This window comes from Pseudomonas sp. GW823-FHT02C05, from assembly GCF_058797595.1.
The window spans coordinates 463,642-482,234 of record NZ_JBXAJU010000002.1; the positions used below are offsets into that span (position 1 = coordinate 463,642).

The following is an 18,593-nucleotide window of genomic DNA, read 5'->3' on the forward strand; positions in this document are numbered from 1 at the left end:
GCCGGCTTGCCGGCGATCTCCAGGCCGAAGGCCTGGGGGCAATGAACCTGTGATGGAATTTCAAAAGACATGAGCGACCAACAACTCGACCCGCAAGCCCTGCAACAGGAAGAAAACTCCCTGATCGCCCTGCGCAAGGAAAAGCTTGCTGCCGAGCGCGCCAAGGGCAATGCCTTCCCGAACGACTTCCGCCGCGAAAACTACTGCGAAGATCTGCAGAAGAAATACGCGGACAAGACCAAGGAAGAGCTCGCAGAGGCTGCAATCCCGGTCAAGGTTGCCGGTCGCATCATGCTCAACCGTGGCTCGTTCATGGTGATCCAGGACATGACCGGTCGCATTCAGGTCTACGTCAACCGTAAAACCCTGTCCGAAGAAACCCTGGCCTGCGTCAAGACCTGGGACATGGGCGACATCATCGCTGCCGAAGGCACTCTGGCCCGTTCCGGCAAGGGTGACCTGTACGTTGAAATGACCAATGTGCGCCTGCTGACCAAGTCGCTGCGCCCGCTGCCGGACAAGCACCACGGCCTGACCGACACCGAGCAGCGCTACCGTCAGCGCTACGTCGACCTGATCGTCAACGAAGAAGTACGCCAGACTTTCCGCGTGCGTTCGCAAGTGATCGCCCACATCCGCAGCTTCCTGATGAAGCGCGACTTCCTCGAAGTCGAAACGCCGATGCTGCAGACCATCCCTGGCGGCGCGGCGGCCAAGCCGTTCGAAACCCACCACAACGCGCTGGACATGGAAATGTTCCTGCGTATCGCCCCTGAGCTGTATCTGAAGCGCCTGGTGGTTGGCGGTTTCGAGAAAGTGTTCGAGATCAACCGCAACTTCCGTAACGAAGGCGTTTCGACCCGTCACAACCCTGAATTCACCATGTTGGAGTTCTACCAGGCTTACGCCGACTACGAAGACAACATGGACCTGACCGAAGAACTGTTCCGCGAACTGGCGCAGTTGGTCCTGGGCAGCACCGACGTGCCGTACGGCGACAAGGTGTTCCACTTCGGCGAGCCGTTCGCGCGCCTGTCGGTGTTCGACTCGATCCTCAAGTACAACCCCGAGCTGACCGCTGATGACCTGAACGATATCGACAAGGCTCGCGCCATCGCCAAGAAGGCCGGTGCCAAGGTGCTGGGCTTCGAAGGCCTGGGCAAGTTGCAGGTGATGATTTTCGAGGAACTGGTGGAGCACAAGCTGGAGCAGCCGCACTTCATTACCCAGTACCCGTTCGAAGTGTCGCCGCTGGCCCGTCGCAACGACGATAACCCCAACGTCACCGACCGTTTCGAGCTGTTCATTGGTGGTCGCGAAATCGCCAACGCCTACTCCGAGTTGAACGACGCGGAAGACCAGGCCGAGCGCTTCATGGCCCAGGTGGCGGACAAGGACGCCGGTGATGACGAAGCCATGCACTACGACGCCGACTTCGTCCGTGCCCTGGAATACGGCATGCCGCCCACCGCCGGCGAGGGCATCGGTATCGACCGCCTGGTGATGTTGCTGACCAACTCGCCGTCGATTCGCGACGTGATCCTGTTCCCGCACATGCGGCCGCAAGCTTAAGTGCTCTGAATAATCAGCCGCCTTTATCAGGCGGCTTTTTATTGTCTGGTTGGAACTGACGTACCGCTTCTAATTCTGTGTGATTTTTAAGAGGGAATACCTGTCGTGAACCGCGCAATTGCTCAAGAAGGTGCAGCTGGCATCGCCACTGCGGTGGCTGAAAGTGTTCAGTACCAGGGCCGCAAGGCCAGCCGCCAAGGCAGTGAGCAGCGTAGACAGGACATTCTCGATGCCGCCATGCGCATTGTCGTGCGTGACGGCGTGCGGGCCGTGCGCCATCGTGCGGTGGCCGCCGAAGCCGGTGTGCCCTTGTCGGCCACCACCTATTACTTCAAGGATATCGATGACCTGCTCACCGATACCTTCGCCCAGTACGTGGAGCGCAGCGCGGCGTTCATGGCCAAGCTGTGGGCCAGCAACGAGGGGCTGCTGCGGGAAATGGTCGCCTATGGCGACGGCAGCGCTGCCTCGCGCTCGCAACTGGCCGACGATATCGCGCGTATGACCGCCGATTACGTACGGCGCCAGTTGAGTACCCGTCGTGAACACTTGATGGCCGAGCAGGCCTTCCGCCAGGAAGCCTTGCTCAACCCGCGCCTGGCGCAGCTGGTGCGCTCGCACCAGCAGATCCTGCTGCACGGCACTTGCCAGTTTTTCCAGGTCCTGGGCTCGCGGGAGCCGCAGCAGGATGCCAAGGTATTGACGTCGATAATCGGCCGGATGGAATATCAGGGCCTGCTCAACGGCGCCGAGCCGCTGGTGGAAGAAGAGATACTCGGCATCCTCACGCGCTATATGCATCTGGTTCTGGCTTCGGTCTGAGCCGCCCGGCCTGGCTTGCCGGCTGCGGCCTGGCGGTCGTGGCCCGCGCCAGCGGCTACAGTGATTCTGGTGTTCATGGGAGAGTTGCATGCAAGCCTGGCGCGTCCTGATTGCCCTGTCGTTCCTGCTGCTCAGCGGTTGCCTGGTGGCCTTCAAGGAGCCGCTGCCGGCTGCGCAGGCGGCGCCTGCCCAATTGCTGGGCAAGTGGGCCAGCAAGAATGCCTGGGGCGAGCCGCTGAACATCCAGCTCAGCCAGATCGGCGCCAACCGCTACCGTGCCTCGAGTTACCCAGGCGGCACGGCGCGCCCGCGGGACACCTATGATTTCACCGTCTCCCGGCATGGCAACCGCTGGTACCTGTCGGCGGCGGTGCCCCAGGCCTTTGGCGGGCACTACAGCATTGCCGGCTTCGAGTTGACGGCAAGGCACGAACTGGTGCTTTACACCCTGGATCTGGAACAGATTCGCCAGGCCCTGGGTCAAAAGGCCTTGAACGGTGAGCCCATGGCCACGGCCGAAGGCGATGGCGTGCTGATCAGCAGCCCCTTGCCCGAGGTCTTCGCCTACCTGGACGACCCCGCCAATTCCGACGTGTTCGTCGAGGCGGCGCGCTTCAAGCGCGTGGGCAAGTGACCCCGCGCTACAGACCCATTCAATAGGAGCTTTTGGTGGACGATTACCAGCAGACGATACGCACCTTGTCCGATCGCATAGTGCTGGCCCAGACACCGATCCGCGTGCTGGATGCGGTGAAGTGGGACGAGAACGTCCGCAAAGGCTTTCTCAAGGCCAAGGGCAAGGAAATGCCGGCGGTGGACCGCGCCTATTACGAGGGGCGGCCACTGTCTTTCGATTCTGGCGCGGTGAAGCTGGAATTCCAGAACATCGAGCGCGACATCACCCGCCAACTGGGCCAGTTCAACCCGGTGGGGCAGATCATGCGCCGCATGTGCAAGGAATACCGCATGGTGGTGCGCATGCTCGAAGCACGGGGTACCGGCGACTTCGGCCTGATCTCGCAGGAGCTGTACGGCGCCGCATCCGATGCCTTCCATGCCGGCGACCCGACCCTGGCGGACCTGGGGCTGATGATGTCCGATTACCTGAACAACATCGACGGTCGGGGCGATCTCAAGGACGAACCCAAGACCCTGAGTGCCAAGGATGCCGTGAGCCTGCTGCAGAGCCGCCTGAACAAGGTGTTCGGCGAGGCCGAGGAAACCATCCGGGTGTTCGAGTCCGACGGTATCGTCGCCGACGCCGCGGCGGGCGCCGACTACATCAAGATCCGCAGCGATGCGATGTTCAACAACCGTGACGTGCGGGCCCTGGAAGTCCATGAGGGGCTGGTGCACGTGGGCACCACCCTGAACGGCCTCAACCAGCCGATCTGCACCTTCCTGGCCAAGGGCCCGCCCTCGTCCACGGTGACCCAGGAGGGGCTGGCGATCCTGATGGAGATCATCACCTTTGCCTCTTACCCCAGCCGCTTGCGCAAGCTGACCAACCGCACCCGGGCCATCCATATGGTGGAGGAGGGCGCGGACTTCCTGCAGGTGTTCGAGTTCTTCCGCGAGCAGGGCTTCGAGATGGCCGAGAGCTACGGCAATGCCAGCCGGGTGTTCCGCGGGTCGGTGCCCACGGGGCTGCCGTTTACCAAAGACTTGTCCTACCTCAAGGGCTTCATCATGGTTTACAACTACATTCAGCTGGCTGTGCGCAAGGGCAAGCTGGAGCAGGTGCCGCTGCTGTTCTGCGGCAAGACCACCCTCGAGGACATGCGCACCCTGCGCCAGCTGGTGGACGAAGGGCTGGTGGTGGCACCCAAGTACCTGCCCGAACAGTTTCGCGACATGAACGCGCTGTCGGCCTGGATGTGTTTCTCCAACTTCCTCAACCACCTGAGCCTGGACCGGATCGAGGCGGACTACTCCAACATTCTTTGACTTCTGCCGGGGGGCGCACATGGACGTATCCACAGACAGCTGTAGCCACTGGCACAGGCTGCGACAAGGCCCGCAGGGCCTTCAGCGCCCATCCGGGTACACGCCAGGGGGCTGCGGATGAGCCGGGTCCTGAAGTACTGCGCAGTGTTTGCCCTGGTGCTGGGCCTGCAGGGCTGTAGTTCGCTGCTGTTCTATCCCGAACCCGGACTACCTTTCACCCCTGAGCGGGCCAGGCTCGAATACCGTGACGTGACCCTGACCACCGCCGACGGCCTCAAGCTGCACGGCTGGTGGCTGCCGGCCAAACCCGGAGTGGCAGTCAAGGGCACGGTGCTGCACCTGCATGGCAACGGCGGCAATCTGGCCTGGCACCTGGGGGGCAGTTGGTGGCTGCCGGAGCAGGGCTATCAGGTGCTGCTGGTGGACTATCGCGGTTATGGCCTGTCCGAAGGTGCACCGAGCCTGCCGGCGATCTATCAGGATCTGGATGCCGCGTTCAAGTGGCTGGACCAGGCTCCCGAAGTGCAGGGCAAGCCATTGATCGTGCTGGGGCAAAGCCTGGGGGGCGCCCTGGCCATCCACTACCTGGTACAGCACCCCGAGCGCCAGGCCCAGCTCAAGGCCATCGTCCTCGATGGGGTACCGGCCAGTTATCGCGATGTCGGGCGCTATGCCCTGAGCACTTCCTGGCTGACCTGGCCGTTGCAGGTGCCGTTGTCGTGGGTGGTGCCGGATACCGACAGCGCGATTCACTCGATGCCGCGCCTGACCGGGGTGCCGAAACTGATCTACCACAGCATCGACGATCCCATCGTGCCCCTTTCCAATGGCATCCGTGTGTATCAAGCTGCGCCCCCGCCCAGGGTCCTGCAACTGACCCGCGGCGGCCATGTGCAAACCTTTGCCGATCCGACCTGGCGCCGCGTGATGCTGCGCTACCTCGATGATCCGCAGCATTTCAACGGGTTGCGCCGCCTGGGGGAAATCCCCAATTACCCGACGCCCCCGAATTCAGCAGTTGAACCTCCAGAGAGTCCGCAATGAGTGAAGAACGCAACGCCATTCCCATGATCATCACCGGTATCTGCAGCATCATCGTCACCGTGGGCAGCCTGTGGTACTACGGCTACCTGCACTTCGCCAAACCGGAGGATGCATTGCTGCTCAGCGACTTCACCATGCTCAAGACCGTGCCCGGCGAGGACTACAAGATCTCCCTGCAACCGGCCGATGAAGTGGCCCAGTGCATCGACGGTGTCCTGGTGCTGTTCGACACCCAGCAGAAAGGCCTGACCGGGGTGCTGGTGAACAAGAAGAAGCAGGCCGTGCGCTGCATGGGGCAGGAAACCCCGCAACTGGAGCAGTGATCTGTTCGCCGGCAAGCCGGCTCCTGCTTGGATAACGGCATAAAAAAACGCCGCCGACCTGAAAGGGTCGGCGGCGTTTTGTCTTACCTGCCTATATAAGCAGGGCGTCCGATCAGTTGCTGCTGACCGACGAACGCGGTGCTACCGGCTGGTTGTCGTTGGAGATGGTGACTTCCACGCGACGGTTCATGGCGCGGCCGGAAACACTGCCGTTATCGGCTACCGGGTACTCCTTGCCATAGCCTTGGCTAACGATGCGCGACGGGTCGACACCCATGCGGATCAGCGCCATCTGCACCGAGCCGGCACGGCGCTCGGACAGCGACTGGTTGTAGGAATCGCTGCCGGTGCTGTCGGTGTAGCCTTCGACGATCACCTTGCGATCAGGGTTCTGCTGGAGGAATTGCGCCAGCTTGTTGATGTTCACCAGGCCGCTGGATTTCAGGTCGGACTTGTTGGTGGCGAACAGCACGTCACCGAAGGTCACCAGGGTGCCGCGGTCGGTCTGCTTGGCGTTGAGGCTGTTCTGCAGTTGCTTGATCTGCGCGTCGCGGGCATCGAGGATGGCGCGGGCGCGCTGGTCGCCGGCGTCCTTGAGCTTGGCTTCGGCGGTGCGCAAGGCAATGGTTTCCTTGGCCACTTCAACCCGCTGGTTGGTCAGGTAGGCCAGTTGGTCGACCTTCTTTTCGTCCTCTTTGTCCAGGTAGGCCTTGTCGGCCTTGTCCATCCAGTCGGCGGCGTCCTTGGTTTCCAGGGCGGCGACCTTGCTGGCTTGCGGGTTGGCCTGCAGGGCGGAGAAGTTGGTGCGGGCGTTTTCCAGGTTGGCGTTAGGCGGGGTGGAGCAGGCCGCCAGGGCTACGCTCATGGCCAACAGGGCTGGGATCATCAATTGGTTGCGCATAATGGTTCGTCCTTTCAATCAAATACGAGTACGTGGGAATCGGCGGCGGCTTCTTACTGCACGCTACGCATACCTTCCTGACGCAGTTCCTGAACGCCTTTTTGTGAGTCTTTCAGCGCCTGCTCGGCCTTGGCGGCCTGGGCCTTGCGCTCTGCTACGCGTGCGTCCCACTCGGCTTGTTCGGCCAGGCGGCGGGCTTCGTCGTACTTTTTGTCGTGCATGGCAATCTCGGCTTGCTTGAGCTTGTCCTGCGCCGACTTCATTTCCACGGCGGCGAATTCGGTACCGCCTGCGCTCACTGCGCTATTGACCGCAGATTGCGTGACCGCGTACTGCTCGGAGGGCGGGTTCCCGGCACAACCGGCCAGTACCATGCTGCTACCGAGGGCCAGCGCGGCCAGCTTCAGCCCGCGCAGAGAGGTGAACGAGGATTTGGCAGTGCTGATCTTCATGGTCTTCAACTCCATTGGGTAACTCCTGGAAAACATCAAAATCCATCCTGGTTCTGCTGCCGTGACGCTTCAGTGACAACGGGCGCTGATGGCAAAATTTGAAACGGCCGTTCCAGTGATGGCTAATGGGTGTGACCCGAGGCGTTTTTGAATAGTTCATAGAAAGATGGCGATTGGCCGGAAAAAAATCTGACGCGTCGGCCAAGGCTCTAGACCGGGAACTTTTGCCGTGCGCAGGGGTATCCCCGACCCTTTGCAGGGCCGGGAAGGATGATGCTCAGGTTGACGCAAGAATATGGACGTTCAGTGCTTGGGCTTATCGGACTGGCTCGCCAGCAGGTGCAGGTGCTGGCGCGACAAGGCCAGGAAACGAGGGGTGGGGCCCACATCCTCGTACAGTGGATCGCCCTCTTCATCGGTGGCCACGACGTGCTGGCCCTGGATGTAGGGGAAGCTTGCCTCCAGCTCTTCCAGAGCGGCGCCGATCAGCTCTCCGAGCAGTTCTTCGGTCTGGCGTTTGGGGTACATCTCGGAAAGGGCGGCCAGGCGTGCGGCGGCTTCCACATCCAGGTGAATCCGGTAGCCGGTCCGGGTCAGGCGACCCTTGGCGTTTTCTTCCCAGTGTTGCGCAAGTTCACGGATTTTCATGATGACCTCAATGAACACCTGCTCGTGGCAGGCTGGGTTGAGTGGACCGGCCGGGGCCGGTGGGCGGCCCTCGTGCGGCCTATGCTTGAGACTAGCTGCATCGCCGAAGGTTTGGTGCGCTTTGCCCCACGCTTGCTAAGCGAGGTGTGCAGGCGGCACTCTTGAGCCTTCCGTGCCGCCTTGAGTCCGCTGGAGAACACCTCGATGACCGATATTGATGCGCGCTTGCGCGAAGACGTTCACCTCTTGGGGGAACTGCTGGGCAATACCATCCGCGACCAGTACGGGGAGGTTTTCCTCGACAAGATCGAGCAGATTCGCAAAGGCGCCAAGGCCGATCGCCGGGGCTCGCCGGGGGCCGAACTGAGCGCCAGCCTCGACCAGTTGAGCGAGGACGAACTGCTGCCGGTGGCCAGGGCCTTCAACCAGTTCCTCAACCTGGCGAACATCGCCGAGCAGTATCAGTTGATCCACCGCCGCGACGAGTCGCAGCCGGCACCCTTCGAGGCTCGGGTGCTGCCGGAGCTGCTGGCTCGCCTGCGGGCCGAAGGGCATAGCGCCGATGCTCTGGCCCGGCAACTGGGGCGCCTGGAAATCGAGCTGGTGCTGACCGCTCACCCCACCGAAGTGGCGCGCCGCACCCTGATCCAGAAATACGATGCGATTGCCGGGCAACTGGCGGCCCAGGACCACCGTGACCTCACCAGCGCCGAGCGCGGGCAGATCCAGGAGCGCCTGCAACGCTTGATCGCCGAGGCCTGGCACACCGAGGAAATCCGTCGGACCCGACCCACCCCGGTGGATGAAGCCAAGTGGGGCTTTGCGGTGATCGAGCATTCGCTGTGGCAGGCGATTCCCAATTACCTGCGCAAGGCCGACAAGGCCTTGTTCGAGGCCACCGGGCTGCACCTGCCGCTGGAGTCGGCGCCGATCCGCTTTGCGTCGTGGATGGGCGGCGACCGTGATGGCAACCCCAATGTCACCGCTGCGGTAACCCGCGAAGTGCTGCTGCTGGCGCGCTGGATGGCCGCCGACCTGTACCTGCGGGACATCGACCACCTGGCGGCCGAGCTGTCCATGCAGCAGGCCAGCCCGGCGCTCCTGGCCAGGGCCGGAGATAGCGCCGAGCCTTATCGGGCGCTGCTCAAGCAATTGCGTGAACGCCTGCGGGCCACCCGCAACTGGGCCCACGCGGCGCTCAGCGCGGCGGTGCCGGCGGGCGCCGAGGTGTTGCACAACAACCGTGACCTGCTGGAGCCGCTGCAGCTGTGCTACCAGTCGTTGCACGAGTGCGGCATGGGAGTGATTGCCGACGGGCCGCTGCTCGACTGTCTGCGCCGGGCAGTGACCTTCGGTCTGTTCCTGGTGCGCCTGGATGTACGCCAGGATTCCAGCCGGCATACCTCGGCCATGACCGAAATCACCGATTACCTGGGCCTGGGGCGTTACGAGGACTGGAGCGAGGAGGATCGCATCACCTTCCTGATGCGCGAACTGAGCAGCCGTCGGCCGTTGTTGCCAGGCTATTTCAAGCCCTCGGCGGACACCGCCGAAGTGCTCGCCACCTGCCGCGAAATCGCTGGTGCGCCAGCGGCGTCCCTGGGTTCCTATGTGATTTCCATGGCCGGCGCGGCCTCCGATGTGCTGGCGGTGCAGTTGCTGCTCAAGGAATCCGGTGTGCTGCGGCCGATGCGCGTGGTGCCTCTGTTCGAGACCCTGGCGGACCTGGACAACGCCGGCCCGGTGATGGAAAAACTGCTGCACATGCCGGGCTATCGTTCGCGCCTGCAAGGGCCGCAGGAAGTGATGATCGGCTACTCCGACTCGGCCAAGGATGCCGGCACCACGGCTGCGGCCTGGGCCCAGTACCGGGCCCAGGAGCGGCTGGTGGACATCTGCCGCGAGCAACAGGTGGAACTGCTGCTGTTCCACGGCCGCGGTGGCACCGTGGGGCGTGGCGGCGGCCCGGCCCACGCGGCCATTCTGTCGCAGCCGCCGGGTTCGGTGGCGGGGCGTTTCCGCACCACCGAGCAAGGGGAAATGATCCGCTTCAAATTCGGCCTGCCGGACATCGCCGAGCAGAACCTCAACCTCTATCTGGCCGCGGTACTGGAGGCGACCCTGTTGCCGCCGCCGCCACCGCAGCCGGCCTGGCGTCACCTGATGGACGAGCTGGCCAGCGATGGCGTCCGGGCCTACCGCGAGGTGGTGCGGGACAATCCGCAGTTCGTCGAGTACTTCCGCCAGTCCACTCCGGAACAGGAGCTGGGCCGCCTGCCGCTGGGCAGCCGCCCGGCCAAGCGCCGTGCCGGGGGCATCGAGAGCCTGCGGGCGATCCCCTGGATCTTCGGCTGGACCCAGACCCGCCTGATGTTGCCCGCCTGGCTCGGCTGGGAAGCGGCCTTGAGCAAGGCCCTGGCCCGTGGCGAGGGTGACCTGCTGGGGCAGATGCGTGAGCAATGGCCGTTCTTCCGCACCCGCATCGACATGCTGGAGATGGTGCTGGCCAAGGCCGATGCGGATATTGCCCGCTCCTATGACGAGCGCCTGGTGGAGGCCGAACTGTTGCCGTTGGGCGAGCATTTACGCGACCTATTGTCGCAGGCTTGCGCGGTGGTCCTGGGCCTGACCGGGCAGTCGCAACTGCTGGCGCACAGCCCCGATACCCTGGAGTTCATCCGCCTGCGCAACACCTACCTCGACCCGCTGCATCTGTTGCAGGCCGAGCTGCTGGCGCGCTCGCGCAAGCAGCAGGCGCCGCAAGGAAGCCCCGTGGAACAGGCGTTGCTGGTCTCCGTGGCCGGTATCGCCGCTGGCTTGCGCAATACCGGCTGAGGTGCGAGAGGGCTGCCAGCCAGCTGCGCGGCAGCCCCGATCAAGGCAATTGCGAGGTGTCGTTCTGGTTCATCTGGCGACACTTTGTTGTCGGGTTGCGACTTGTTCTACCCGGCCAATGGGGCACAAAAGGGCCGGGTTCCTCCGACTTTCGACTGCTTGTGTGCGCTGTGTCGGCTGTGTATCTTGATCAGCCTTTGGCCGTTTGGGCGGCCACACCCCCATTTTTGAGATTGGCCCCACGAGGCGAATCCGAGCGTTTCTAAATAAAAAATTGAGGAGCACATCGATGCGCGTAATTCTGCTGGGAGCTCCCGGGGCCGGTAAAGGTACTCAGGCAAAGTTCATCACCGAAAAGTTCGGTATTCCACAGATCTCCACCGGTGACATGCTGCGTGCTGCGGTCAAGGCCGGCACCGAGCTGGGCCTGAAGGCCAAGAGCGTGATGGACAGCGGTGGCCTGGTGTCCGATGACCTGATCATCAACCTGGTCAAGGAACGCATCAGCCAGGCCGACTGCGCCAATGGCTTCCTGTTCGACGGCTTCCCGCGCACCATTCCCCAGGCCGAAGCGCTGGTGAAGGCCGGTGTCGAGCTGGACAACGTGGTGGAAATCGCCGTCGACGACGAAGAGATCGTCCAGCGCATCGCCGGTCGCCGTGTGCACGAAGCTTCGGGCCGGGTCTACCACACCGTCTACAACCCGCCGAAGATCGCCGGCAAGGATGACATCACCGGTGAAGACCTGGTGCAGCGCAAGGACGACACCGAGGAAACCGTGCGTCATCGCCTGTCGGTCTACCACTCGCAGACCAAGCCGCTGGTGGAGTTCTACCAGCAACTGGCTGCCACCCAGGGCAAGCCTAAGTACAGCCATATCCCTGGCGTCGGTTCGGTGGAAGTGATCACCGGCAAGGTACTCGAAGCCCTGAGCTGAGTTGCCTGAGCGTTTGATCGTTGAACGGCCCGCTTGCGGGCCGTTGCTGTTTATAATGCGTCACTTTTTTCAATGCCTATGGAACCCCGAATGAGCACCTTGCTGGCCCTGGACACCGCGACTGAAGCTTGCTCCGTTGCTTTGCTGCATGACGGCAAGGTCACGAGCCATTACGAGGTGATCCCGCGCCTGCATGCGCAGAAGCTGTTGCCGATGATCCAGGAACTGCTGGCCAATGCCGGGGTGACCTTGCAACAGGTCGAGGCCATTGCCTTTGGCCGTGGCCCGGGCGCCTTCACCGGGGTGCGCATCGCCATCGGCGTGGTGCAGGGCCTGGCCTTTGCCCTGGAGCGCCCGGTGCTGCCGGTATCCAACCTGGCGGTGCTGGCCCAGCGCGCTCTGCGCGAGCATGGCGCGACCCAGGTGGCTTCGGCCATCGATGCGCGCATGGATGAAGTCTATTGGGGCTGCTACCAGGAAGTTGCCGGCGAGATGCGCCTGGTGGGCGCGGAAGCGGTATTGCCGCCGGAAGTCGCGGCCCTGCCCGAAGGTTCCAGCGGCGACTGGTTCGGCGCGGGCACCGGTTGGGGGTATGGCGAGCGCATTGCCGTCGAACTCAGCGGCCAGGACGCCGGCATGCTGCCGCATGCGGTCGACCTGCTGACCCTGGCGCAATTTGCCTGGGAGCGCGGCGAGGCGATCGTTGCCGACCAGGCCCAACCTGTCTATCTGCGGGACAAGGTCGCTACTCCCAAGGCCCGTTGAACCCAGAGCAAATGTGCGCGGTTATGCGGATAACTCCTGCATACGCCCGCCAATCGTCCGTTTTTTCAGCCTGAACCTGCCCGGTTTTAAACCTTTTGGCTTTTCTGTGTTCTAGTTATCACTTGGGCATTTGCTAAGTCGAAGCGGTGCCGCTAAATTGCCATCATCGACCCCGGGCTTTTCTGTATGCGTATAGACGGCATCTCCTCTCAGTCCTACCCCATCAAGCGCAAGCCTCGCAAAGGCCGTGCGCTGGTAGACGAGTCCCTGGACGATGCCGACGCCATTGAAGTGCAGCCCGAGCCTTCGGCCCAGAGCCGTTCCCAGGCTTCTTCCCCACGTACCGGCAATCTTCCCGCCCGCCCCCAGGACATGATCTTCCAGCGGGCGATGAAAAAGAGCGTGGCCAACGCCCTGGCCAGCTACCTGACCACCGCCGGCTTTGTCGATTGGGATATGGAAGTGGTGGGTCTCGACCTGCATATCTGATGCTGCCTTATTTCCTCGGTTGTCCTTCCTGGAGCGAAAACGCCTGGCGTGAGTACCTGTACCCGGAAGACGCCCGGCCCAATGATTTCCTCGGCCTGTATTGCCAGGTCTTCAACGCCGTCGAAGGCAATACCACCTTCTATGCACGGCCGGCGCCCGGAACCGTGCAGCGCTGGGCCGAGATCATGCCCGAGCACTTTCGCTTTACCGCCAAGTTCCCCGGTGACATCAGTCACGGCGGCGACCTGCGCGAGCAGTTGAGCGCCGCTGAGTCCTTTATCCAGCTGCTCAGCCCCCTGGGTGAGCGGGTGTCGCCGCTGTGGCTGCAGTTGCCGGCCAGCTTTGCGCCACAGCGTCTGGCGGAACTGGCCGGGTTCATCGATGGCCTGGAGCGGCCGCTGGCGGTGGAAGTGCGGCACCCGGAGTTCTTCACCAAGGGCGATGCCGAACGCATGCTCAACCGGCTGCTGCGCGAGCGTGGCGTGGAACGTATCTGCCTCGACCCGCGGGCCCTGTTCAGTTGCACGTCGACCGCTCCTGCGGTGCTGCATGCGCAGTCGAAAAAGCCCAAGGTGCCACCGCGCCCCGCAGCCTTCACCCAGTTTCCCCAGGTGCGCTTCATCGGTCATCCGGAGCTTGAGGCCAACGATCCTTTCCTTGAGCCCTGGATCGACAAGGTCGCCGGCTGGATCGAAGAGGGGCGTACGCCCTACGTGTTCCTGCACACTTCGGACAACCGTCTGGCGGCCGAACTGGCGCGGCGTTTTCACGCCCGGCTGATGCAACGTTTGCCTGGCTTGCCCGCATTGCCTGAGTTATACAGAGAGCCCGCTGCGGAGCAACTCGGCTTGCTCTGAAGCGCCTTCACGGCCTTCTTCAGGAGCGAGCCAATGGACGCGCAAACCCTTCGAGCCACTGCCTTCAGGGCCCTGCATGAACGTGCCGGAGCCTTCGTCATTCCCAACCCCTGGGATGCCGGTTCGGCGAAGATGCTCGCCAGCCTCGGCTTCGAGGCCCTGGCCACCACCAGCGCCGGCTATGCCTTTTCCCTGGGGCGCCCGGATGCCGAAGGTGCACTCAGCCTGGAGGACACGCTGGACAACGTGCGCAGCATCGTCGGCGCCAGCAGCCTGCCGGTGGCGGCGGACCTGGAAAACGGGTTTTCCGACAGCCCCGAAGGCTGTGCCCAGGCGCTGCTTCTTGCGGCGGCCAGCGGTGTGGTCGGTGCTTCGATCGAGGACGCCACGGGCCATGCCGAGCAGCCGATCTACGATTTCCAGCTGGCGGTGGAACGCATCGAGGCCTGCGTGGCGGCCGTTCGCAGTCTGCCCTTTCCCTTTACCCTGACCGCCCGGGCGGAAAACCTGCTGCACGGGCGTGATGATCTGGCAGACACCATTCGCCGCTTGCAGGCCTTTGCCGAGGCCGGTGCCGATGTGCTCTATGCCCCGGCCCTGGGCAGTGCCGAGGATATCCAGCAGGTGGTGCGGGCGGTGGCGCCCAAGCCGGTGAACGTGCTGATGTCGGGAGGCCTCAACCTCAGCGTGGCGCAACTGGCGGAGCTGGGCGTCAAGCGCATCAGTGTCGGTTCGGCCCTGGCGCGGGCCGCTTACGGAGCCTTCTACCGGGCTGCGCAAGATATCCATAGCCACGGGCGTTTCGATTTTGCCGACCGGGCGATGCCGTTCGGGCAGATCAATCAAATGTTCAAGCAGCCGTGAAACGGGAGTGTCTGTGCGGGTAGTGAAAGTCCTGGGCGCCTTGTTGTTGCTGGGCGCCCTGTTGTTGATCGGTGTTCGCCTGGGCTGGTTGCCCGTCGCGGACAGTTGGAATCCCTGGGCGCCGCTGGACGTGCGGGCCAAGCCCAACCTGTTGACCCGTTTCAAGCTGGCGCGGCTGCGGGATGACCCGCAACTGTGCGACCAGGTGCTGGCGGGCTCGGGTTTGCGTACCAGCCGCCAGCTCGACAGCCGCAGGGACGTCGCTTGCCCATTGAGCAATACCCTGCGTGTACAGGGTGGCGACGTGGCCCTGAGCAGCAGCTTTCTTGCCAGTTGCCCGCTGGCGGTGGCCTTTGCCCTGTATGAGCGCCACGGCCTGCAGTCGGCCGCGCAGGCGGTGTACGGCCAGCGGGTGGCGCGAGTCGATCACCTGGGCAGTTTCGCCTGCCGCAACATGTACAGCCGCGAGAGCGGTGCCCGCAGCCAGCATGCCAGTGCCAATGCCCTGGACATCGCCGGCTTTCGCCTGGGGGATGGGCGCAGCATCAGCGTGCTCCGGGATTGGCCCAAGGACAGCAATGAAGGCCGGTTTCTGCGCCTGGCCCGGGATGGCGCCTGTGATGCGTTCAACGTGGTGCTGGGGCCGGACTACAACAATGCCCATCGCAACCACTTTCATCTGGATGTAGGGCCTTGGTGGGTGTGTCGCTGAGGCTGGGCTCAGGCGGCGATGCGCAGGTTCTGCAGGATCAGTGGGCGGGCCCAGCCGATATCGAAGTCCATCGCCCGCTGTTGCTCGATGAGTTCCTGAGGCGGGAACGGCTCGGCGGGTTTGTCCAGCAGGTCCAGTTCGAATTCGGCGATCGGCAGGTGCAGTGGGCGGGGCTCCGGCGCAGGGCCTGGAGCAGGAATCGGCTGGCCGGCGTTGAGCACGATCGGGCGTACCCAGCCACTTTCGAAATCCTGCTGGCGCTGCTGGGCCACGATCTCTTCTGGCGGGAAGGGCGGGGCGGGTTTATCCAGCAGGTCCATTTCAAACTCGGCGATAGGCAGGAACAGCGGCTCCGGCGGGCGGACCTCGGTGTCTTGCACGTCGCAATGACGCTGGTTGACGATCTGCGCCAGCACATCGCTGCCGCCAGCCGGTTCAACCGGGCCATCGATGGCCACCGCCGGTACCGATTCAACGCTCGCACCTTCACCCCGTTGCTCGGCCAGGGCCTGGGCAAAGAAGTCCTGCCACAGATGGCTGACGCCGCTCAGTGCCTGGGAGTTGCGCAGGCCATAGTCGCCGTGGGGCGAGATATAACCTATCGATGTGCGTTGAATGTCTGACATTGCTCTCGGTCGACGCTTGAGCTCTGGCAAAATGGCCGATAGTCCTGTTATCGGCAGTTTTTGCCGATCATTAATTTTTTGAGTGTGTTTTCAGATGAATGAGCAACCCGCAGCCTGCCGCATCAAAGTCGAGGCCCTGGGCGCCGGATTCGCCCCAGCGGCCGAGCAATGGGCCGAGCGCCTGGGGCTGGCGCTGCAGGTCGATGAGGCCGAGTTCGCCTTGCAAGTGGGGGAGCAGGGCCTGCAGTTGCAGCAATTGGGGCCGGACGCGCCCGGGCCGGTACGGGTGGATTTCGTCGAGGGTGGTGCAGCCCATCGGCGGCTGTACGGCGGCGGCAGCGGGCAGATGATCGCCAAGGCGGTGGGCGTGGCCCAGGGCGTGCGACCACGGGTGCTGGATGCCACGGCCGGTCTGGGCAAGGATGGCTTCGTGCTGGCGACCCTGGGTTGCGAGATGAGCCTGATCGAGCGCCAGCCATTGATTGGTGCGCTATTGGAAGACGGCCTGGCCCGCGCTGCGCAGGACGCCGAGGTAGGGCCTATCGTGGCCCGCATGCACCTGCTCAAGGGCAATTCCATCGAGCTGATGCGCAACTGGCAGGGTGAACCGCCCCAGGTGATCTACCTCGACCCGATGTTTCCCCATCGGGAGAAAAGTGCCCTGGTGAAGAAGGAAATGCGCTTGTTCCGGCCACTGGTGGGCGATGACAACGACGCCCCGGCCCTGCTCGCCGCGGCCCTGGCCCTGGCCAGCCACCGGGTGGTGGTCAAGCGTCCGCGCAAGGCGCCGTGCATCGAAGGGCCCAAGCCCAGCCATGGGCTGGAGGGCAAATCCAGCCGCTACGACATCTACCCGAAGAAGGCCCTCAAGGCCTGAGCCCCCTGTAGCAGCCAGCTTGCCGGCGAAGGCGGTCTTCAGTCCGCTTCGCTGGCAAGCCCGCTCCTACATCAGCCAGCGCTTGCACCTGCCGGTTTCTACGGCCGGTAGGCGCGGATGAACAGCGCCACCACTTCCTGCACATGCTCCTCTGCGGCGGCGCCCCTCAAGGGTTCGCCGCAGCCGTAGAGCAGGCGGAAATTCGCCCCGCCCTTGAGCATGCAGAAAAAGTGCTCGGCGGCGTTGCGCGGCTTGTCGATGCGCAGGGTGCCCAGTTGATTGATCTTCGCCAGCAGCCGCTCCATGCCCTGCAGCACCCGTTCGGGACCGGCCTCGATGAAGATCTGCGAGAGCTTGGGGTCCTGGCTGCCCAGCGTCATGATCAGGCGGTGCAGGTTCACCGACTCGTCGCTGTTGATCAGATGGTGAAAGCCCCGGGCGATGTTCAGCAGAACATTCTCCACCGGCGTTTCGGGGGTCAGTTCGTAGATCAGCGTGGGCAGCTGTTCTTCGCACTTGGCCACCACAGCGGCGGTGAACAAGGTCTCCTTGTCATTGAAATGGCTGTAGACCGTGAGCTTTGAAACCCCGGCCTCAGCGGCGACCGCATCCATGCTGGTACTGGCGTAGCCATTGCTCAAGAACAGGACTTTGGCTGCTTCGAGAATGGCCTGGCGCTTGGCCAGATCCTTGGGCCTGCCTGGCCCAACGTTTGCGGAAATATTGTCGGACATTTTTTCGCTGTTAATACTGGACTGGTGAGTTTGCTATTAATAACATACCGGCCAGTATAAATATTCCAAGCACCATTAGCGAAAGGTCGCCGCCATGTTCCGCTATGCCTTGCCAGTCAGCCTGGCTTTTTTTCTGTCTGCTTGTGGGCACGAAGAGCCCGTTCAAATTGGCATCCGGCCGGCCATGGTGGTCCAGCCAGAGCCTTCTGCAAGAGCTTCGGACAGCTACCCGGGCGAGGTGCGCGCCCGCTATGAGCCGGACCTGGCATTCCGTATCGGCGGCAAGGTCAGCCGACGGCTGGTGGAGGAGGGCGAGCGGGTCAAGGCCAACCAGCCCCTGGCGGAGCTCGACCCGCAGGACGTGCGCCTGCAACTTGAAGCCACCCGGGCCCAGGTCACTGCAGCCAGCGCCAACCTCAACCTGGTGCGCGCCGAGCGTGATCGCTACAAGACCCTGCTGGAGCGGCAGATGGTCAGCCATTCCCAATACGACAACGCCGAGAACCTCTACCGTTCCGGCGAAGCGCGCCTGAAGCAGATCAAGGCCGAGTTCGATGTGGCCAACAACCAGGCCGGCTACGCGGTGCTGCGCGCGCCGCAGGACGGCGTGGTGGCCAAGCGTGCGGTGGAAGTGGGGCAGGTGGTGGCGGCCGGGCAGACGGTCTTCACCCTGGCCACCGATGGCGAGCGTGAGGTGCTGATCAGCTTCCCCGAACAGAACTACGGCCGCTTCAAGGTCGGCCAGCCGGTATCGGTGGAGCTCTGGACCCAGCCGGGCCAGCGTTTCGACGGGCGCATCCGCGAGCTGTCGCCTGCTGCCGATCCCAAGTCCCGGACCTTCGCCGCGCGTATTGCCTTCACTGCCGGCAAGGTTCCCGCCGAGCTGGGCCAGAGTGCCCGGGTGTTCATCCAGAGCGGCGATGCGGTGCCGCTGTCGGTGCCGCTGTCGGCGTTGTCCGCGGAAGGCGGGGCGACTTATGTCTGGCGGGTGGATGCCAACAATACCCTGCACAAGACCCCGGTGCGGGTCGGCGCCTTCGGCGAGAAGAGCGTGCCGGTGCTGGAAGGGCTGAGCGCCAGCGATTGGGTGGTGGCCGCGGGGGTGCATGTGCTCCATGAGGGCTTGCAGGTGCGCCCGGTGGATCGCTCCAACCGCGTGGTCAATCTGGCGGCCAAGGAGTAATCCCC

Annotated in this window: 20 protein-coding genes; 15 read left to right on the forward strand and 5 right to left on the reverse strand. The window is 63.4% G+C overall.

What is annotated here, in order from left to right:
- Positions 1–69 precede the first annotated feature (69 nt).
- The 6 genes from lysS (at position 70) to AC1RGE_RS13100 (ending at position 5,708) form a co-directional block, all read left to right on the forward strand.
- Entirely contained in the window at positions 70–1,572 is a 1,503-nt protein-coding gene (gene lysS, locus AC1RGE_RS13075) for a lysine--tRNA ligase (RefSeq protein WP_072451182.1), read from the forward strand.
- A 105-nt stretch (positions 1,573–1,677) separates the two neighbouring features.
- Positions 1,678–2,394, forward strand: coding sequence for a TetR/AcrR family transcriptional regulator (locus AC1RGE_RS13080; RefSeq protein WP_492584425.1), 717 nt, complete (start codon positions 1,678–1,680; stop codon positions 2,392–2,394).
- Positions 2,395–2,482: 88 nt separating this feature from the next.
- Positions 2,483–3,028: a hypothetical protein gene (locus AC1RGE_RS13085; RefSeq protein WP_492584427.1), complete on the forward strand. Its 546-nt coding sequence runs from the start codon at positions 2,483–2,485 to the stop codon at positions 3,026–3,028.
- Positions 3,029–3,063: 35 nt separating this feature from the next.
- A complete protein-coding gene (locus AC1RGE_RS13090) occupies positions 3,064–4,341 on the forward strand; it encodes a flavohemoglobin expression-modulating QEGLA motif protein (RefSeq protein ID WP_011059489.1) in 1,278 nt (425 codons plus the stop codon).
- 117 nt (positions 4,342–4,458) lie between these two features.
- Positions 4,459–5,385 carry an alpha/beta hydrolase gene (locus tag AC1RGE_RS13095; RefSeq protein WP_492584429.1) on the forward strand — a complete coding sequence of 309 codons (927 nt, stop codon included), beginning with the start codon at positions 4,459–4,461 and terminating at the stop codon, positions 5,383–5,385.
- Positions 5,382–5,708 carry a PA3694 family proteiin gene (locus AC1RGE_RS13100; RefSeq protein ID WP_011059491.1) on the forward strand — a complete coding sequence of 109 codons (327 nt, stop codon included), beginning with the start codon at positions 5,382–5,384 and terminating at the stop codon, positions 5,706–5,708. The genes AC1RGE_RS13095 and AC1RGE_RS13100 overlap by 4 nt, the downstream gene beginning before the upstream one ends.
- Positions 5,709–5,820: 112 nt before the next feature.
- Here AC1RGE_RS13100 and lptF read toward each other — a convergent pair whose 3' ends face one another.
- From lptF to AC1RGE_RS13115, 3 genes are all read right to left on the reverse strand, one after another.
- Positions 5,821–6,609 (reverse strand): lipotoxin F family OmpA-related lipoprotein LptF, encoded by a 789-nt coding sequence (gene lptF, locus AC1RGE_RS13105; protein ID WP_492584431.1) that lies wholly within the window; start codon positions 6,607–6,609, stop codon positions 5,821–5,823.
- A 53-nt stretch (positions 6,610–6,662) separates the two neighbouring features.
- Positions 6,663–7,076 (reverse strand): DUF4398 domain-containing protein, encoded by a 414-nt coding sequence (locus tag AC1RGE_RS13110; protein WP_016967758.1) that lies wholly within the window; start codon positions 7,074–7,076, stop codon positions 6,663–6,665.
- Between the two features lie 288 nt (positions 7,077–7,364).
- Positions 7,365–7,709, reverse strand: a complete 345-nt coding sequence (locus AC1RGE_RS13115; RefSeq protein ID WP_015634311.1) for a hypothetical protein — start codon at positions 7,707–7,709, stop codon at positions 7,365–7,367.
- A gap of 204 nt (positions 7,710–7,913) precedes the next feature.
- Between AC1RGE_RS13115 and ppc the strand changes: the two genes are divergently transcribed.
- From ppc to AC1RGE_RS13150, 7 genes are all read left to right on the forward strand, one after another.
- On the forward strand, positions 7,914–10,544 hold the full coding sequence (ppc, locus tag AC1RGE_RS13120; RefSeq protein ID WP_492584433.1) for a phosphoenolpyruvate carboxylase: 2,631 nt from the start codon (positions 7,914–7,916) through the stop codon (positions 10,542–10,544).
- A gap of 289 nt (positions 10,545–10,833) precedes the next feature.
- Complete coding sequence (gene adk, locus AC1RGE_RS13125) at positions 10,834–11,481, forward strand: adenylate kinase (RefSeq protein ID WP_015634313.1); 648 nt, start codon at positions 10,834–10,836, stop codon at positions 11,479–11,481.
- A 90-nt stretch (positions 11,482–11,571) separates the two neighbouring features.
- Positions 11,572–12,246 (forward strand): tRNA (adenosine(37)-N6)-threonylcarbamoyltransferase complex dimerization subunit type 1 TsaB, encoded by a 675-nt coding sequence (tsaB, locus tag AC1RGE_RS13130; RefSeq protein ID WP_019093910.1) that lies wholly within the window; start codon positions 11,572–11,574, stop codon positions 12,244–12,246.
- Between the two features lie 186 nt (positions 12,247–12,432).
- Entirely contained in the window at positions 12,433–12,735 is a 303-nt protein-coding gene (locus tag AC1RGE_RS13135) for a hypothetical protein (protein ID WP_015634315.1), read from the forward strand.
- Complete coding sequence (locus tag AC1RGE_RS13140; RefSeq protein WP_026020060.1) at positions 12,732–13,592, forward strand: DUF72 domain-containing protein; 861 nt, start codon at positions 12,732–12,734, stop codon at positions 13,590–13,592. Before AC1RGE_RS13135 ends, AC1RGE_RS13140 begins: the two co-directional genes overlap by 4 nt.
- Positions 13,593–13,625: 33 nt before the next feature.
- Positions 13,626–14,456: an isocitrate lyase/PEP mutase family protein gene (locus AC1RGE_RS13145; RefSeq protein ID WP_011059500.1), complete on the forward strand. Its 831-nt coding sequence runs from the start codon at positions 13,626–13,628 to the stop codon at positions 14,454–14,456.
- Positions 14,457–14,469: 13 nt separating this feature from the next.
- The gene (locus AC1RGE_RS13150) at positions 14,470–15,168 is read left to right on the forward strand and encodes an extensin-like domain-containing protein (protein ID WP_011059501.1); all 699 of its coding nucleotides are present in this window, start codon (positions 14,470–14,472) and stop codon (positions 15,166–15,168) included.
- A gap of 8 nt (positions 15,169–15,176) precedes the next feature.
- Here AC1RGE_RS13150 and AC1RGE_RS13155 read toward each other — a convergent pair whose 3' ends face one another.
- Positions 15,177–15,794 carry a hypothetical protein gene (locus AC1RGE_RS13155; protein ID WP_015634318.1) on the reverse strand — a complete coding sequence of 206 codons (618 nt, stop codon included), beginning with the start codon at positions 15,792–15,794 and terminating at the stop codon, positions 15,177–15,179.
- Positions 15,795–15,888: 94 nt separating this feature from the next.
- Here AC1RGE_RS13155 and AC1RGE_RS13160 point away from each other — a divergent pair, with 94 nt between their 5' ends.
- Positions 15,889–16,671, forward strand: coding sequence for a class I SAM-dependent methyltransferase (locus AC1RGE_RS13160; RefSeq protein ID WP_011059503.1), 783 nt, complete (start codon positions 15,889–15,891; stop codon positions 16,669–16,671).
- 98 nt (positions 16,672–16,769) lie between these two features.
- Here AC1RGE_RS13160 and AC1RGE_RS13165 read toward each other — a convergent pair whose 3' ends face one another.
- Entirely contained in the window at positions 16,770–17,405 is a 636-nt protein-coding gene (locus AC1RGE_RS13165; protein ID WP_011059504.1) for a TetR/AcrR family transcriptional regulator, read from the reverse strand.
- 94 nt (positions 17,406–17,499) lie between these two features.
- On the opposite strand from AC1RGE_RS13165, the gene AC1RGE_RS13170 reads away from it, so the two are divergent.
- Positions 17,500–18,588 (forward strand): efflux RND transporter periplasmic adaptor subunit, encoded by a 1,089-nt coding sequence (locus tag AC1RGE_RS13170; protein ID WP_011059505.1) that lies wholly within the window; start codon positions 17,500–17,502, stop codon positions 18,586–18,588.
- The last annotated feature ends 5 nt before the right edge of the window (positions 18,589–18,593 follow it).